Below are 17,132 nucleotides of genomic sequence, written 5' to 3'. Positions count from 1 at the left end.
TTTGAGAACGACAAAGGATAGTCTTTTGACTATGACCAGCGCCGCCGCGCTGATCGCGGCCTCGCTCGCGGTCGCCACGCCGGCCCGCGCCGCCGACGATGCCGTGATCCAGAAGTGGATCGCGGAATTCCAGCCCTCGACGCTGTCGAAGGAAGACCAGAAGAAGGAGCTCGAGTGGTTCGCCAAGGCCGCCGAACCCTTCAAGGGCATGGAGATCAACGTCGTCTCGGAAACGATCACGACGCACGAATATGAATCGCAGACGCTGGCCAAGGCGTTCTCCGAACTGACCGGCATCAAGCTCAAGCACGACATCATCCAGGAAGGTGACGTCGTCGAGAAGCTGCAGACCCAGATGCAGTCGGGCAAGAACGTCTATGACGGCTGGATCAACGACTCCGACCTGATCGGCACCCACTTCCGTTACGGTCAGACCATCATCCTGTCGGACTACATGAAGGGTGAGGGCAAGGAGGTCACCGACCCGATGCTCGACGTCGACGACTTCATCGGCAAGTCGTTCACCACGGCGCCGGACGGCAAGCTCTACCAGCTGCCCGACCAGCAGTTCGCGAACCTCTATTGGTTCCGCTACGACTGGTTCACCAACCCCGAGTACAAGGCCAAGTTCAAGGCCAAGTATGGCTACGAGCTCGGCGTGCCCGTGAACTGGTCGGCCTATGAAGACATCGCCGAGTTCTTCACCAACGACATCAAGGAGATCAACGGCGTCAAGGTCTACGGCCATATGGACTATGGCAAGAAGGATCCCTCGCTCGGCTGGCGGTTCACCGACGCGTGGCTGTCGATGGCCGGCAACGGCGACAAGGGTATCCCGAACGGCCTGCCGGTCGACGAGTGGGGCATCCGCATGGAAGGCTGCCGCCCGGTCGGCTCCTCGGTCGAGCGTGGTGGCGACACCAACGGCCCGGCCGCGGTCTACTCGATCACCAAATATCTCGACTGGCTGAAGAAGTATGCCCCGCCGCAGGCCCAGGGCATGACCTTCTCGGAAGCAGGTCCTGTGCCGGCGCAGGGCAACATCGCCCAGCAGATGTTCTGGTACACCGCCTTCACCGCCGACATGGTGAAGCCGGGCATCGCCGTGATGAACGCGGACGGTACGCCGAAGTGGCGTATGGCTCCGTCGCCGCACGGCGCTTACTGGAAGGAAGGCATGAAGCTCGGTTATCAGGACGCCGGCTCCGTGACGCTGTTGAAGTCGACCCCGCCGGATCGCCGCAAGGCTGCCTGGCTCTATCTGCAGTTCATCATCTCGAAGTCGGTGTCGCTGAAGAAGAGCCATGTCGGTCTCACCTTCATCCGTGAGTCCGATATCTGGGACAAGTCGTTCACCGAGCGTGCGCCGAAGCTCGGCGGCCTGATCGAGTTCTACCGCTCGCCCGCGCGTGTGCAGTGGACCCCGACCGGCAACAACGTGCCCGACTATCCGAAGCTCGCGCAGCTGTGGTGGCAGAACATCGGCGATGCGTCGTCCGGTACCAAGACGCCGCAGCAGGCGATGGACGCGCTGGCCGCGGCCCAGGATTCGGTGATGGAGCGACTTGACAAGTCCGGTGTGCAGGGCGCCTGCGGACCGAAGCTGAACAAGAAGGAATCCGCCGAGTTCTGGTACAAGAAGGCCGAGAAGGACGGCACCATCGCTCCGCAGCGCAAGCTCGCGAACGAGAAGCCGAAGGGCGAGACGATCGACTACGACACGCTGATCAAGTCGTGGCCGGCCAACCCGCCGAAGCGCGCCGAAGCGAAGTAAGGCGTACCAGCCCACGCCATCCGAAGACGACGAAAGGCCGGGAGCGATCCCGGCCTTTTGGTTTTCTCCGCTGTCATCGCCCGGCTTGACCGGGCGATCCAGTACGCCGCGGCGTCGCGATCAATCGCTGGCGTCTCTGGAATACTGGATGCCCCGCCTTCGCGGGGCATGACAGTCTTTGGTCCACCTTACTCCGCCGCCTCGGTCGCCTTCAGTGTCGGATAGTCGGTGTAGCCCTTGGCGCCGCCGCCGTAGAAGGTCGCCTTGTCCCACTCGTTGAGCGGCGAGCCGGCCTTGAGCCGCTCGACCAGATCGGGGTTGGAGATGAACGGCTTGCCGAACGCGATCAGGTCGGCCGCGCCGGCCTCCAGCACTTTCTCCGCCAGCGCGAAATCGTAGCCGTTGTTGGCGACATAGGCCTGCTTGAAGCGCTTGCGCAGCGAGGCGTAGTCGAACGGCGCGATATCGCGCGGGCCGCCGGTCGCGCCCTCGACGACGTGGAGATAGGTCAGCTTCAGCGCACTGAGCTGGTCGACGATGTAGTCGAACAGCGCTTGCGGATTGGAGTCGGTGATGTCGTTGGCCGGCGTCACCGGCGAGATCCGGATGCCGGTGCGATCCGCGCCGGCCTCGATGGCGACCGCCTTGGACACGTCCAGCATCAGCTTGGCGCGGTTCTCGATTCCGCCGCCATAAGCGTCGGTGCGCTTGTTGGTGCCGTCGCGGGCGAACTGGTCGAGCAGATAGCCGTTGGCGCCGTGGATCTCGACGCCGTCGAAGCCGGCCGCCAGCGCATTCGCCGTGCCGCGCTTGAAGTCCTCGATGATCCCCGGAATTTCCGACAGCTCGAGCGCGCGCGGCTCGGAGACATCGGCAAACGTGCCGTTTACGAAGGTCTTGGTTTTGGCCTTGATGGCGCTCGGCGCCACCGGTGCGCCGCCGTTCGGCTGCAGTGCGACATGCGAGATGCGGCCGACATGCCAGAGCTGGATGAAGATGCGGCCGCCGCGCGCATGCACGCGATCGGTGACCTTGCGCCAGCCCTCGACCTGCTCCTTGGAATAGATGCCGGGCGTGTCCTGATAGCCCTGGCCCTGCTGCGAGACCTGGCTCGCCTCGGTGATCAGAAGGCCGGCGGAGGCGCGCTGGCCGTAATAGTCCACCGCGAGCGGGCTCGGCACCATGCCGGGCGGCACCGCGCGGTTGCGCGTCAGTGGCGCCATCACCAGGCGGTTCGGCAGCGTCAGCGGGCCGAGCTTGTAGGGCTCGAGAAGTTTGGTCGATTGGCTCATGTAAATGTTCCAGAGGATGACTGATAAAGGAGAATTGTGCATTGCCGCGACGAGCGCAATGCCCGAGGCATTCGCGCTCCGCAGGCTAGCTGCGCACAATTCCGCCCATGTGGCCGGCATCGAGGAACAGGGTGTGCGCGTTCACGTAGGAGGATTCATTCGAAATCAGGAACAGCGCAGTATAGGCGACCTCCCAACCGGTGCCCTGGCGGCCGAAAGGCACTGTCACGGCGCGGTCCGATCGCCTGCGGCTGGCGTCGCGGCCCATCGGCGTGTCCACGAAGCCGGGCGCGATCACATTGCAGCGAATTCCCTTGTCCTCGCCGGCCCGCGCGATCGCCCGCCCCAGCGCGATCTGCGCCGCCTTGGAGGATTCATAGGCCGGGTTGCGGCCGCCGGCGCGCTGGCTCGCCATCGACGAGATCAGGATGATCGCGCCGCCCGGCGCCATCACCTCCAGCGCCTTCTGCGCGAACAGCATGTGGCTGCGCACATTGACGGCGTAGTCGCGGTCCCAGGCTTCTGCCGTCATCTTGGGCAGCGACAGGCCGGAGGAAATTCCGACGTTGAGCGCCAGCCCGTCGAGCCCGCCGAGCCTTTGCGCGCAGCGTTCGACCGCGGGCGCGATCGCCGCGACGTCGGAGACATCGACCACATCGGTGAAGGCCTTGCCGCCTTCGCCTGTGATCTGCGCGACGGTGTCGTCGGCCGCGTCCTTGTTGACGTCGAGGCAGGCGACCGCAGCGCCCTCGCGCGCGAACAGCACGCTCATGGCGCGGCCGTTGCCGATCGGCGGCGCTTCATCCACCGTCGTGCGCTGTCCCGCGCCGACCACGATGATGCGCCGCCCGGCGAGGCGGCCGTGGTTCTTCGCCAGTCCCAGCGCTTCGGCATGCAGCGAGGCGGACGGATCGATGGCTTTCGGTGCGTGGGTTGTGGTCGACATGGCGTGCTCCCTGACGTCTTGTTGTTGTCAGGGAGCAGTAGCACGGCTGAGCATGTGAGGCGACGCGTCGCGCCGAAGCCTTCACGGAAGCGAGAAAATCCCGCCGCGGGGAATATCGATCACCCCGACCCTTGCAAGTCCTCATCCTGAGGAGCCGCGAAGCGGCGTCTCGAAGGATGCGGCCCGAGTGGGGCCTCGTGGTTCGAGACGCGCGAAGACGCGCGCCTCACCATGAGGGACGAAGCGCTTCAGCTCACGCCGAGGAAATCGCGCTTGCCGATCTCGACGCCGTTGTGGCGCAGGATGTCGTGCGCGGTCACGGCGTGGAAGTAGAAGTTCGGGAACGAGAACGCGCTGAGGAATTGCTGGCCCTTCAGGGTCATCGTGCGATCGGGGCCGATCGGGAAGGTGACGTCCCGGGCGTCGGCGCCGTCGAACTGCGCCGGCTTGAACGACCTCACATAGTCGATGGTCTTGGCGAGCCGCTGCTTCAGTTCACTGATGCTCTTCTCGGTGTCGGGCGTCGACGGCACCTCGCTATGAGTCAGCCGCGCGCAGCCCCGTGCGGCGTGGTCGCAGACCAGCTGCACCTGCTTGGTCAGCGGCAGCATGTCGGGATAGAGCCGCGATCCCAGCAGCACCTCGGGCGCGATCTTCTTGGCCTCGCAATGTGCCTCGGCCTTGGTCAGCTCGCCGGTGAGGCTGTTGAGGATCTGCAGGTAGGCGGGGACGACGGCGTCATGAAAGGACATGTGATGCTCCCTGTTCTGATGAAATCCGGATGTTACCGAACGGCGATGCTGCAAGTGGGGCGGCAAGGGGAAGAATACAACTGCGGGGAGCTGTAACACTTGGTCAAATATTTCGCGCAGCACATGTCTTGGACTCGTCATCCTGAGGCGCGAGCGCAGCGAGCCTCGAAGGATGAATCGGCCCGGTTGGTGGCCGTCGACCCTTCGAGGCTCGCTATGCTCGCGCCTCAGGGTGACGGATCGTACGAGGTCGCATAGCCCGGACGGAGCGCAGCGCAATCCGGGGAGGCGCATCGGGGCTTGTCCCGGATTTCGCTGCGCTGCATCCGGGCTACGGAAAATGGGCGTTTGCTCTACCGCATCCCCGGTGCCGCGGCGTCGGCGGCCGGCTGGGTGCGGGGCCCGCCGCGCATCCGCGCCAGGAGCTCGGCGGTCGGCCAGGAATCCGCCGGCAGGCCGTATTTCATCTGCATCGCCTTCACCGCGCTGCGGCTTGCCTGTCCGAGCACGCCATCGATCTTGCCGACGTCGTAGCCGGCGCGCGCCAGCAATCCCTGCAGCTCCTTGATCTCATTGAACGGTAGTTGCGCGACCGGTGCGTGCGGCCGCTGCATCGGCGGCGCGCCCGCGATGCGGCCGGCGAGATAGCCGGCGGTGGTGGAATAGATCAGCGAGTTGTTCCACTCGGTGTAGGCGGCGAAGTTCGCATAGGCGAGGAACGCCGGACCCATCCGGCCCATCGGCAGCAGCAGCGAGGCCGGCATCTCGTCATTCGGCAATGGCTTGCCGTCGGTCAAGCTGACGCCAAGCGACGCCCATTTCGAGCGCGGCAGCTTGATGGTGAGATCGGCCTGGTCCCACGGGAAGTTTGCCGCCTGCGGCACGCGCACCTCCTGCAGCCACGGCTCGCCGCGCCGCCACTTCAATCCGGTGGCGATGTAGTTCGCGGTCGAGCCGATCACGTCGGGGCCGCTTTGCAGGAGATTGCGATGGCCGTCGCCGTCATAGTCGACCGCGTAGTTGAAATAGTGCGTCGGCAAGAATTGCGTCTGGCCGAGCTCACCGGCCCACGAGCCGATCATCTCGTCGGGTGTCAGGTCGCCGCGCTCGATGATCTTCAGCGCGGCGATGGTCTCGCCCTGGAACATTTCGGAGCGGCGGCAATCATAGGCCAGCGACACCAGCGATTTCAGCGTCGGCAAATTGCCCATCTGGACGCCGAAATCGCTCTCCAGTCCCCAGAACGCGGCGATCACCGCCGGCGGCACGCCATACTCCTTCTCGGCGCGCGCGAACGCGGCGGCATAGGTCCGGATGTATTGCTGGCCCTGCTGCATGCGATAGTTCGCGGCCATGCGGCCGGCGAACTGGGTGAAGATCTGCCCGAACACGCGCTGGCCGCGGTCGCGGTTGACGATGCCCTGGTCGTAGATCAGGTACGGCGCGGCCTCCGCGATCGTGTGCTGCGAGACGCCGGCGGCGACCGCCTTCTGCTTCAGCTCGGCGAGAAAGCGATCGAAGTTTTGCCCGTTGTGGCAGGACGCAGCCCGCGGCGAGGCGACGGCGGCAGGGCGCGGCCTGACTGGCGCGGGATTCAAGGGGCTGGGCAGCGGCTGCTGCGCCGAGGCGAGGGTAGAGAGCGCCAGCGCCCCCGCGATCGCTGCGATCATGATCGGGGCGCGGAGGGGAGAGGCTGGCATCGATGTCACCGGCTGGAAAAAAGGGAAATTGAAGCCCAATCTGCATACACCAGGGCGACACCGGGCAACAACGGGGGTGCCGCTCTTAGACCAATTGGGCTGAGGTAGGTTCAGCCGCCGCCGCTATGATCGGCCGGTGATTCGCGGGCAGGGGTGTCGGCGGATCGATTACGCCCGGAGGGACCCATGTGGAGTTTTCTCGAGCGTCTCTTGGATTCGTCGACGTTTTCGCCGCACGGCATCTGCCTGTTGTGGGAACCGGAGCTGATCTGGCTCCACGTGATTTCAGACGCGATCATTGCCGCTTCGTATTTCTCGATCCCGTTTGCGCTGGCGATCCTCGTCTCCAAGCGGCGCGATTTCCAGTTCGGCTGGATGGCCTGGCCGTTCGCCGCGTTCATCCTCGCGTGCGGCCTCACCCATGTGTTCTCGATCTACACGCTGTGGGTGCCGATCTACGGTCTCGAGGGCCTGCTCAAGGCGCTCACCGCTGTCGCATCGATCTTCACCGCCGTGCTGCTCTGGCCGCTGATCCCGCGGATCCTCGCGATCCCGACCGAAGCGCAGCTGCGCGAGGCCCATGTCGCGCTCGCCGAGGAGGGGCGGCAGCGCCAGCGCTCGGAATTCCTGCTCGAGCGTTTCCGCGAGGCCGAGGCCAATGAGAGCAAGATCCGCCAGGCGCAGAAGATGGAAGCGGTCGGCCAGCTCACCGGCGGCATCGCGCACGACTTCAACAACATCCTCACCGTCATCACCGGCACGATCGACATCCTGGCCGAGGCTGTCACCCACAACCGCCAGCTCACCGAGATCACCTCGCTGATCCGCGACGCCGCCGAGCGCGGCGCATCGCTGACGCGGCATCTGCTCGCCTTCGCGCGCAAGCAGCCGTTGCAGCCGAGCGACGTCGACGTCAACGCGTTGATGGTTGACACCATCGAGCTGCTGCGGTCGACTATCGGCGACCATGTCGACATCGATTTTCGCTCTGCACCTGATCTGCCGCGCGCACTGGTCGATGGCAACCAGCTCGTCACCGCGATCATCAACCTTGCGCTCAACGCGCGCGACGCGATGCCGAAGGGCGGCCGGCTGACGATCGAGACCCGCACCGCCGAGCTCAAGCCATCGGACGTGAATGGCCATGACGGGCTTGCCGCCGGCGATTATGTCGCGATCGCGCTGACCGACAACGGCCGGGGCATTGCGGAAGTCGATCTGGCCAAGGTGTTCGAGCCGTTCTTCACCACCAAGGACGTCGGCAAGGGCACCGGGCTCGGGCTGAGCATGGTCTACGGCTTCGTCAGGCAATCCAACGGCCACGTCGTGCTCGACAGCGAGGTCGGCCGCGGCACCAGGGTGATGCTCTATCTGCCGCGCGCGGCGGCGGTCTCACCGGCAGCAGTGCCCGAGCAGAGGCAGCCGGACGCGCGCGGCGCGCGGGAAATCGTGCTCGTCGTCGAGGACGACAAGCTGGTGCGCTCCTATGTGCTGACCCAGATCGAGAGCCTGGGCTACACCACGCTGTCGGCCAATAATGGCCGCGAAGCCCTTGCCGTGCTCGACAGCGGCGCGCCGATCGATCTCTTGTTCACCGATGTCATCATGCCGGGCGCGATGAACGGGCGCGACCTTGCCACCGAGGCGCGGAAGCGCCGCCCGGGTCTCCGCGTACTCTTCACGTCGGGCTATACCGATGACGCCATCGACCAGGACGGCAAGCTCGAGCAGGGCATCCTGTTCCTGGCAAAACCCTACAGCCGCGCCGAGCTCGCACGCATGTTGCGCGTCGCGCTGCGCGAGGAGGAGACGGTGATCGCTCAGGAGCCGGCGGCGTAGCGAAGGATCGTAGCCCGCATATGACCAATCGTTAACCCGTGCCGCGTCGCTGCGACGCACTGGCTCCCTTGCGGCTTCAGCGTCAAAATCCCTACCTCTGCGGCGTCAGTTGTGGCAGCATTCCGCTCGCCGTGAGGGAACCACGATGAACTATTTCCGCACCGCGCTCCTGCTTGCCGGCCTCACCGCCCTGTTCATGGGGGTCGGCTATCTGATCGGCGGCGGCACCGGCGCCGTGATCGCGCTGATCGTCGCGGCTGCGACAAATCTGTTCACCTACTGGAATTCCGATCGCATGGTGCTGTCGATGTACGGCGCCCATCAGGTCGATGCGGGCTCGGCGCCCGAACTCTACAATCTCGTCGCCGAGCTGGCGCAGCGCGCCGCTCTCCCGATGCCGCGCGTGTTCCTGATGGACGAGGCGCAGCCGAATGCATTCGCGACCGGCCGCAATCCGGAGAACGCGGCGGTCGCCGTCACCACGGGCTTGATGCAGCAGCTCAGCCGCGAGGAGCTTGCCGGCGTGATCGCGCATGAGCTTGCGCATATCAAGCATCACGACACGCTGACCATGACGATCACGGCGACGATCGCCGGTGCGATCTCGATGCTGGCGCAGTTCGGTATGTTCTTCGGCGGCAACCGCAACAACAACGGCCCCGGCATCGTCGGCTCGATCGCGATGATGATCCTGGCGCCGCTCGGCGCCATGCTGGTGCAGATGGCGATCAGCCGCACCCGCGAATACGCCGCCGACAATTATGGCGCGCGCATCGTCGGCCAGCCGATGTGGCTTGCCTCGGCGCTCGCGAAAATCGAGAACGCCGCGCATCAGGTGCCGAACATGGAGGCCGAGCGCAATCCGGCCACCGCGCACATGTTCATCATCAACCCGCTGTCGGGCCACGGCGTCGACAACCTGTTCGCGACCCACCCCTCGACCGCGAACCGCATCGCCGCGCTGCAGCAGCTGGCCGCGGAGCTCGGCACCCAGACTGCGCCGCGCCCGGCCGGCGGAAGCTATCCGCCGCGCAGCCCGTGGGGTGGATCCGGCCAGCGCGGGCCGTGGGGATAGGCGAGGTGAGGCGGGATTGAACGGCAGCCGCGAAGGCGGTGTGCTCCCTCGCCCCGTTCTTACGGGGAGAGGGTTGGGGTGAGGGGCTGTCTCCGCAGATGCGGCGATAGCTGCATTCGCGGAAACTCCCCCTCACCCGGAACGCATCTAGCGATGCGTCATAGCCGAAGCTCGGCTTCGGCGTTTCTTGAGAACGGCCGCCGAAGGCGGCCTATGCCTCTCCCCGCACGCGGGCGAGGTGAAGTGGAGCCGCTGCTACGCGCTCGCCGCGTCCAGCCGTTCGACCTGGTCCTTGCTCAGCTCAAGTTTGGTCGCCGCGACCAGCGTTGCGACCTGCTCGGGCCTGGTGGCGCTGGCAATCGGCGCGGTGACGGAGGGTTTTGCCATCAGCCAGGCGAGCGCGACCGCGGCCGGCTCCGCGCGGGTTTCCGCGGCGACCTCGTCGAGACCGGCCAGGATGCGCATGCCGCGCGGGTTCATGTATTTTGGAATGCTGCGTGCACCGCGCGGGCTCTTGGCGAAGTCGCTCTCCGAGCGATATTTGCCGGTCAAAAATCCTGCGGCGAGCGAGAAGAACGTGATCACGCCGACGTCGTTCGCCTCGCAGACGCGTTGCAGCGCGCCTTCGTAGCTCGATCGCTCGGCGAGGCTGTATTCGGGCTGCATGCTCTCGTAGCGCGGCAGGCCGTTCGCCTTGGCAATGTCGAGCGCGCTCTGGAGTCGCTCCGCCGAGAAGTTCGAGGCGCCGATCGCCCTGACCTTGCCGGCCTTGATCAGTTTGTCATAGGCCGCGAGCGTCTCTTCCTGCGGTGTCGTCTCATCGTCCTTGTGGGACTGGTAGAGGTCGATGAAATCGGTCTGCAGCCGCCGCAGCGAGTCCTCGACGGCGCGCGCGATGTAGTCCGGCTTCAGCCCGACATTGCCGCCTCCCATGTCCATGCCGACCTTGGTGGCGAGGATGACGCGGTTGCGGTTGCCGCGCGCCTTCATCCATTTGCCGATGATGGTCTCGGATTCGCCGCCGCTGTGGCCCGGCACCCATCGTGAATAGACATCCGCCGTATCCAGGAAGGTCAGCCCCTGATCGAGCACGGTGTCGAGCAGGCGAAACGACGACGTCTCGTCCACGGTCCAGCCGAATACATTGCAGCCGAAGCACAGGGGAGGAACAGTGAGGCCGGAGCGGCCGAGCGCGCGATGCTTCATGAGTTTTCTTTCGCTTGTTCTTGGTGGCGGGCGCCGGACACTGAGGCAGATCGCCCTTGTTTGCAAGGCGTTGTGCCTGTCGCATGATGTGAAGCAAAGGGTGCGGGTGAGGTCGGGGTCGGTCGTGGACTCACCATGCTCGCTCGTGTGTCAGGCAGGCTGCCCTACAGTGCGGTCTCGATAGAGCGCGATTTCATTTGCAGGGTATTTGATGTAGATTGCGCGACGAGCTGCCACCGGTTGCGCCGAAATCCGGAGAATGAGCGGCAGCGCGACTGGCCATCGGCAGGCCATTTCTTCCCATTTTTCAGTACGAAATGCTCTGCCCGGGCCGCGTGCCTGGGTGAATGTTTTTTTCATTCCAACCAAACGGAGCGATTGCCATGCATTTCTGCTTCTCTGGTGAATACACCCCGCGTTCCCTGAACAACATCATGGAAAACCCGACGACCAATCGATACGAGGCCGCGAAGAAGTTGATTGAGGCCGCCGGCGGAAAGCTGATTTCGATGTACAGCACGGCGACCGATGGTCCCGGCGTGATGGTGATCTTCGACGTGCCGGATCCGAGCTTCGCGCCTGCGGTCAGCGGCGTGGTCGTCGCGGCCGGCGCCATGCAGAATGTGAGGCTGATCCGGCTCTTTACCCAGGACGAGATCAAGGTGGTGCGTCAGCACGCGACCAAGCTCAAGGCCGCCTACACGCCGCCCGGCGGTTAGCAGGCCGAGCGATCCAAAACGGCGCAGATTGATCTGATGGCCGGTGTCACTCTCGCGCGGCGGCGCTTGCTGGCGTCCCGCGCGGAGGCGAGGGCCGTTGCGCGCCGCTGATCCGGGGCGTCAACGGATGGGCACTAGCTCAGGCGGATGTCCTGGCTACATGCATGCCGGCCGCAGCCCCGGCCGGTTGTGCCGTCGCATGACGTCCGCCGCCTCGCTCGGCCTCCGCTTCAGCAAGACGAGCGCAGTACGCGCTAAGGCGCGATGAGATCAGGGCGTGTACTCATGAATTCTTCGCGTCCGCTTTGATCTCGGAAGCTGACGTTGAGGCCGACATCGCCGTATGTCGGCCTTGGGCCAATAAGCAACATCCAAAGAAGTTCAGTTGACTACGTGCGGGCCTCAAAGTTCATGTTGAACGGCGTCTCGGTCGCGCGACCGAACTACTTAGAGCCCGCCCCTATAACGCATGCTCGCATGTCCAGCCCTTCTTAGCGGACGACTAGCAAATGCGACAGGGGATGCGAAGTATCGCCTTGGGCGACCAGCGCCGCTTGGGGATGGAAAAATCACACCCCCCGCTTCTTCAGACCGAGCCCCTCGAACTGCGTCTTCTGCTCGTCACTCAGGTTCCAACGGAAATCGTCGACCGCGTCGTTCACGCTGATGATCGCCTCTCTCATCGCTTCCAACCGCGCCTTTGCGGCCTTAAGGCGGGCCGGCGGGGTGAGCGCGTCCTTTGGCGGGCATGGGTTTAAGGCTTCCATGGTGCCCATCGTGGTATCCTGCACCACTTCGAGCGCGGCGCGTTGCGTATCGTTCAGTTTCAGGCTGGCGACGATGTCGTCGAGGGGCCATTGCTGGGCGACGAGCTGGCGGTATTGCTTTTCGGCCTGTTGCTCGTCTTGCGGTTCACGGCTCGCCTGGCAGGCGGCGTCCTGCATCTCCTTCAGCTTCGTGGCCGCAGCGTTAGCGCGGCGGTCGCGTTCGGGCGTGTTGAGCTGGGCCTTCTGTTCATCGCTTAGGAGATCGTAGAATTTTTGAAATGGCGGCATAACGGTCGCAACTGCGCTCAGCATCGCGTTGACGCGGCTCTGCATGGCCGCGAATCGCTCCAGCGCGGTGGTTGCGGTCTGTGCTGGACAGGAAGCGCGGATGGTGTTGCCGGCGGAAATCCAGGCGCTCGCGAGCTCGTCGAAGGCTGCGCGCTGCGCCTCGTTCGCCGCGACCGCCAGGCCGATCCGCTCGAGGGGAAGGCCGGTCGTCTCGGCGGTGTCGCCGCTACAGAATTCCTGCGCCGAGGGCGCTTTGCGATGCCGCCTCCCGGCGGGGCGCTCGGCCGCAAACGCTGAGAGATCGCTCGCAGCGTAAGGCGAGAAGATCGCGGCGTAGAGATCGCCGTAGCCATAGGCCCAGAAGCCGCTGCCGTCATTGAGAAGCGCGTAGTCATAGAGATCGCTATAGGCAAACGGCCAGAAGAGCGGACCGACCCAGCCGTATGAACCGTCGGAGTGCTGCCACCAGCCTTGCGCAGCTCGGCCGCCCTGCCAGCCGGCCAGCGCGGCGACGGCAGTGAGCTGCGCGCGCTCACTCGGGCCGATCGACTCGGCGGCGGGGCGAAGATCTTGCGGTCTTAGAGCAGCCATGCGGACGCGGCTGTGGCGCGCCGCCATGCGTGCGTGGCGGAGACCTGCGACCGACAGCACGCCGGCCATCGCGAAGCGCGCGACACTCACGGGGCCGCCAACGCGCAGGCGGAAACCCGCCTCGGCCGCGCTTGGCAGCGCTCCCAGAACGCCAATTGCAACGCCGGCCGCAGCCATTCCAAGGCGGGACTTTGACATGATCTCTCCCTCGGTCTCTCCCTTGGCGGTCCAGGCCACATCGCGTCACAAATATGACTCGCAGCGGAACCGAAAGTTCCTCCCGCCGTTTTCATTGGGTGAACCTGCGGTCAGGTCACGACGTCAACGGATTAGTCGCGTCGAGTACACGCGCTGGGTCGAATCGTCATCGCGCTTTAGTTTGGTGTGTGATTCGCGCAAACGCGTTGTCGCGAGGGAAAGCCGCTTCGCACTTTTCCGGATCATGCTTTAGCGCACGTCGTCCTCGGTCGAATCCTCCTCCGTTTTCGGCGGCCAGGCGCCGCGCCGGACCAGCGCCTCGTGCAGGAGATGTGCACGCTGTTCGTCGCGCCCGACGGCTGCAAGGTGGTCGAGGGTGCGATCAGCAAGGATGGCTGGTGCAAGGCCTTTGCTGCGGTGGATTGATCGGTCGATTGATCCTTGGCTCACAACTCCCGCGCATTCGAGAACGCAAACGAGGACACCCGCCGCGTGGTCTCGTCCAGGATCAGGGTGCGTGTGATCGGCGGCTCGGCGCGCTGGCTGCAATTCTCGCGCTCGCAAAGCCGGCAGTTGACGCCGATCGGGGTGCCCTCGACCTTTTCCAGATCCATGCCGGTGGCATAGACGAGCTTGGCCGCGTGGCGGATCTCGCAGCCGAGCCCGATCGCAAAGCGCGGCTGCGGCTGCGGGTAGGGCGCCACCGGCCGGCGCACCATCTGCGCGATCGAGAAGTAGCGCGTGCCGTCCGGCAATTCGATCACCTGGCTAAGCAGGCGATCCGGCATGTCGAAGGTCGAGTGCACGTTCCAGAGCGGGCAGGTGCCGCCGAACTTGGAGAACGGGAAGGTGCCCGAGGAAAACCGCTTCGACACGTTGCCGGCATTGTCGACGCGGAGCAGGAAGAACGGCACGCCGCGCGCGTTCGGCCGTTGCAGCGTAGTGAGGCGGTGGCAGACCTGCTCGAATCCGGCGTTGAAGCGCTGCGCCAGCACATGGACGTCGTAGCTCAAGGCTTCGGCTGCGGAATGAAACGACTGATAGGGCATCATCGCAGCGGCTGCGAAGTAATTGGCGAGCGTGATGCGGTAGAGCCGGCGCGCGGTGTCGTCGAGCGGACCGGCACGGCTGACGATGGCGTCGATCGCGGCGCCGCACTCGACAAAGCCGATCTGCAGCGCAAGCTGGAAGCTGCGGCCGGAGCTGTCGACGAGTTCGGAGATCAAGAGCTGCCGGCGGTGCCGATCGAAACGGCGCAGCGTCTCGCGCATCACGTCGACCGGCATCACGCGGGTCAGAATCGAATGTTTTTCGCGCAAGCGCGTGGTGAGCGCCGTGAACAGGCCTTCGGTCGGCACGTTGAGCTCGTCGCGCAAATTCTCCGCGGCGGTCTCGAGCTCCGGAAAATAGTTGCGGTTGGCCTCGATCAGGTCGCGCACCCGCTCGATCGGATTGGCGTCGAATTGCGAGCCTTCGCGGTCGGCCATCTGCGCCGCCACCAGCGTCTCGCCGCGGCGGGCTTCGGTGTAGGCGGCGTAGAGCCGCTGCAGCGCATGCGTCACGCCGGGGCAGAGCTCGGCGAGGTCGCGCAGCTCCTGCTTCGGCAGGTCGATCTGGCGGAACAGGGGATCGGAGAAGATCTCGTTGAGTTCCGCGAAGAAGCGGTCCTCGTCGGCGGTGGCGAGGTCGCGCAAATCGAGGTCGTAGGTCTCGGCCAGTCGCAGCAGGATTTGCGCCGTCACCGGGCGCTGGTTGCGCTCGATCAGGTTGATGTAGGAGGGCGAGATGCCGAGCCCCTCGGCGATCTGGGTCTGCGACAGCCCCAATTGCTGGCGGATCCGCCGGAAGCGCGGACCGACGAACAGCTTCTTTCCGGACTCACCGGGCATGGCAGGCTTCCTGACCTATATTGTGACGAAATTTACAAATCGACATTTATTACAAGTTCAGATGTTACATGACATCACAAATAAAAAACAAGGTATCTATACGAACTTCGCGTTTTCGCGTTTATCTCCTGACACGCAGTTCGCAATGCTCTGTCAAGAATGTCGATCCGGCGAGCAGGTTGCGGGGATCAGGTGCAGGCGGCTGGGCAAAGGCAGCCCGATTTTGAAGGAGACTGACGATGAGCAAGGGCAGCAATTTCTGGGTGATCGGCGGCGAGTTCGGGTCGATGAACTTCCACAAGCTGGTCGAAGGCTCGGCCCAGGTCCGCGGTCCGTTCAAGACGCGCAAGGAAGCCGAAGAGTGCTGGAAGGAAGTTTCGGAAGAGAGCCGCCACAAGGCCGGCGTGCGCTTTTCGATCGTCGAGGAGCCGTCGCGGGTTTCGGCCTGAACGACCATGATCCGGAAAAGCGGGAACCGGTTTTCCCTCGCGACAAACGCAAGCGTTTGCGCGGAGATCATGTTCAAACAAGAGATGACGTCGCGATACGCAATCGCATCCTAACGCAGCTAAGAAAACGTCCAAGGACGGCGGCCCCATCCGGTTTCATCCGGGTGGGGTCGACCGCTTTTGGGACAGCGTCAGGTCTTTGATCTGGGGATAAGTGGCGGTCTAAGTGCTTGGGAACCAACGCCCTTTGCGGACATCTTGGTTGCTGATAGGTTAATGCGCAGGAAACCCGTCACCACGAGACCGCAAGGCATGTCCGATCCGCAGAACACCGGCAGCGAGGCGCGCGAGATGCGGCCGACGTTGCGAGAGGCGCTGCGGCGGGCGCGGATCGAGGCGGCCGATCGCACCGGTGTCGTCGTCGAGTTGCGCGACGCCGAGGTGGCGCGGCTCGAGATCCTCAACGATGCGCTCGATCCGCTGTTCGCGCAGGTGCCGGACAAGGTCGATCTGTTCGACCGCGGCATCAGCCAGGGCGAGACGCCGCGGCTGTGGATCGACGTCGTCGCGCATGTGCTGATGGGGCGCGACAAGCGGATCTACCGCTTCGTGCAGGACACGAGGTTCGGCCGCATCGTGCTCGCCGAATCGCATGACGTGGCCGCGATCGTCGATGCCGTCACCGACTATGTCGCGCGCCGCCTGATCGAGCGCGAGCATGCGATGGTGGCAACGCCGCTTCCGGCCGTCGAGCCGACGGCGCCGCCGCCCGTCCCGGTGGTGGCGCCGAAGCGCCGCGGCGGGATCGGCATGTTCGTGTTCGGCTTCGTCATGGGCGCGCTCGCGCTGTTCGGTCTCGCGCTGTTTGCGAGCTTGCAAAACTTCTAGCCGCTCGAGGGGCGGGGGCATCGTGGTCATAACACCCGCCGCGGCATTTTTCGGCGTCTTGGCGGGTGCCGCGGTGGTCGGCAGCGCCGTGCTGTTCGGCAAGTGGCAGACATTGCGGCGCGCCGAATACATCCGCACCTTTCACTGGCCGGCGGGCCTGTTGGCGCGGCTCGAGAAGCGTCACCCCGGCTTCACCCGCAAGGACAGCGCGCTGGTCTCGCGCGGCCTGCGGCAGTTCTTCCTCGCCTATCTGATGAGCGGCAAGCGTTACGTCTCGATGCCCTCGCAAGCGGCCGACGACCTCTGGCACGAATTCATTCTCTACACCCGCGAGTATGATGCGTTCTGCCGCCGCGCCTTCGGCGGCTTCCTGCATCACACCCCCGCAGTCGTCCTGGTGAAGGAGCGGCGCAGGAGCAATGAGGGGCTGCGGCGGGTCTGGTGGTATTGCTGCAAATACGAGAACATCGATCCGGTCAGGCCGACCCGGCTGCCGCTGCTGTTCGCGCTCGACGCCAAGCTGAACATCGCGAACGGCTTCATCTATCACACCGACTGCGAGGCGCTGCGCCGCAGCGGGATCGGCGGCAGCAGTCCGTATTGCGGCGGCGATTTCTCCGACTCGTCGATCGACGGATCGTCGGCGGGTTTCGGCGATGCCGGCAGCGACGGGAGCAGTGGCAGCGATGGCGGTGACGGCGGCAGCGGTGACAGTGGTGGTGGCGACAGCGGCGGCGGCTGCGGCGGTGGGTGTGGCGG

At 64.8% G+C, this 17,132-nt stretch carries 14 protein-coding genes; 7 read left to right on the top strand and 7 right to left on the bottom strand.

What is annotated here, in order from left to right:
• The first annotated feature begins 31 nt into the window (after nucleotides 1–31).
• On the top strand, nucleotides 32–1,774 hold the full coding sequence (locus AC1VNY_RS15560; protein WP_482405881.1) for an ABC transporter substrate-binding protein: 1,743 nt from the start codon (nucleotides 32–34) through the stop codon (nucleotides 1,772–1,774).
• Between the two features lie 188 nt (nucleotides 1,775–1,962).
• Here AC1VNY_RS15560 and AC1VNY_RS15555 read toward each other — a convergent pair whose 3' ends face one another.
• The 4 genes from AC1VNY_RS15555 to AC1VNY_RS15540 all read right to left on the bottom strand — a co-directional run bounded on the left by AC1VNY_RS15555 (nucleotide 1,963) and on the right by AC1VNY_RS15540 (nucleotide 6,434).
• Nucleotides 1,963–3,066 (bottom strand): alkene reductase, encoded by a 1,104-nt coding sequence (locus tag AC1VNY_RS15555; protein ID WP_482405811.1) that lies wholly within the window; start codon nucleotides 3,064–3,066, stop codon nucleotides 1,963–1,965.
• 85 nt (nucleotides 3,067–3,151) lie between these two features.
• Complete coding sequence (locus AC1VNY_RS15550; protein WP_482405810.1) at nucleotides 3,152–4,012, bottom strand: SDR family NAD(P)-dependent oxidoreductase; 861 nt, start codon at nucleotides 4,010–4,012, stop codon at nucleotides 3,152–3,154.
• Nucleotides 4,013–4,260: 248 nt separating this feature from the next.
• On the bottom strand, nucleotides 4,261–4,764 hold the full coding sequence (locus AC1VNY_RS15545; RefSeq protein ID WP_482405809.1) for a DUF1993 domain-containing protein: 504 nt from the start codon (nucleotides 4,762–4,764) through the stop codon (nucleotides 4,261–4,263).
• A 353-nt stretch (nucleotides 4,765–5,117) separates the two neighbouring features.
• Nucleotides 5,118–6,434 (bottom strand): lytic murein transglycosylase, encoded by a 1,317-nt coding sequence (locus tag AC1VNY_RS15540; protein ID WP_051003407.1) that lies wholly within the window; start codon nucleotides 6,432–6,434, stop codon nucleotides 5,118–5,120.
• Nucleotides 6,435–6,650: 216 nt separating this feature from the next.
• Here AC1VNY_RS15540 and AC1VNY_RS15535 point away from each other — a divergent pair, with 216 nt between their 5' ends.
• A complete protein-coding gene (locus AC1VNY_RS15535) occupies nucleotides 6,651–8,303 on the top strand; it encodes an ATP-binding protein (RefSeq protein ID WP_482405808.1) in 1,653 nt (550 codons plus the stop codon).
• A 145-nt stretch (nucleotides 8,304–8,448) separates the two neighbouring features.
• Nucleotides 8,449–9,378, top strand: a complete 930-nt coding sequence (gene htpX / locus AC1VNY_RS15530; protein WP_482405807.1) for a zinc metalloprotease HtpX — start codon at nucleotides 8,449–8,451, stop codon at nucleotides 9,376–9,378.
• Nucleotides 9,379–9,633: 255 nt separating this feature from the next.
• Here htpX and AC1VNY_RS15525 read toward each other — a convergent pair whose 3' ends face one another.
• Nucleotides 9,634–10,584: an aldo/keto reductase gene (locus tag AC1VNY_RS15525; RefSeq protein WP_482405806.1), complete on the bottom strand. Its 951-nt coding sequence runs from the start codon at nucleotides 10,582–10,584 to the stop codon at nucleotides 9,634–9,636.
• A gap of 383 nt (nucleotides 10,585–10,967) precedes the next feature.
• Here AC1VNY_RS15525 and AC1VNY_RS15520 point away from each other — a divergent pair, with 383 nt between their 5' ends.
• Entirely contained in the window at nucleotides 10,968–11,303 is a 336-nt protein-coding gene (locus tag AC1VNY_RS15520; RefSeq protein WP_028338617.1) for a GYD domain-containing protein, read from the top strand.
• Nucleotides 11,304–11,872: 569 nt separating this feature from the next.
• Here the strand turns inward: AC1VNY_RS15520 and AC1VNY_RS15515 are convergent.
• Together AC1VNY_RS15515 and AC1VNY_RS15510 are read right to left on the bottom strand one after the other, a co-directional pair.
• Entirely contained in the window at nucleotides 11,873–13,126 is a 1,254-nt protein-coding gene (locus tag AC1VNY_RS15515; RefSeq protein ID WP_482405880.1) for a Spy/CpxP family protein refolding chaperone, read from the bottom strand.
• A gap of 467 nt (nucleotides 13,127–13,593) precedes the next feature.
• A complete protein-coding gene (locus AC1VNY_RS15510; protein ID WP_482405805.1) occupies nucleotides 13,594–15,036 on the bottom strand; it encodes a helix-turn-helix domain-containing protein in 1,443 nt (480 codons plus the stop codon).
• 239 nt (nucleotides 15,037–15,275) lie between these two features.
• Between AC1VNY_RS15510 and AC1VNY_RS15505 the strand changes: the two genes are divergently transcribed.
• The 3 genes from AC1VNY_RS15505 to AC1VNY_RS15495 all read left to right on the top strand — a co-directional run.
• On the top strand, nucleotides 15,276–15,485 hold the full coding sequence (locus tag AC1VNY_RS15505; RefSeq protein WP_016839740.1) for a DUF4170 domain-containing protein: 210 nt from the start codon (nucleotides 15,276–15,278) through the stop codon (nucleotides 15,483–15,485).
• Nucleotides 15,486–15,797: 312 nt separating this feature from the next.
• Nucleotides 15,798–16,373 (top strand): hypothetical protein, encoded by a 576-nt coding sequence (locus AC1VNY_RS15500; RefSeq protein WP_482405879.1) that lies wholly within the window; start codon nucleotides 15,798–15,800, stop codon nucleotides 16,371–16,373.
• 22 nt (nucleotides 16,374–16,395) lie between these two features.
• On the top strand, nucleotides 16,396–17,132 hold a 737-nt coding region (locus tag AC1VNY_RS15495; RefSeq protein WP_482405804.1), incomplete at its 3' end, for a glycine-rich domain-containing protein.

The sequence above is a fragment of the Bradyrhizobium ferriligni genome (genome assembly GCF_056837965.1).
This window is presented reverse-complemented; position numbering and strand designations above follow the sequence as displayed.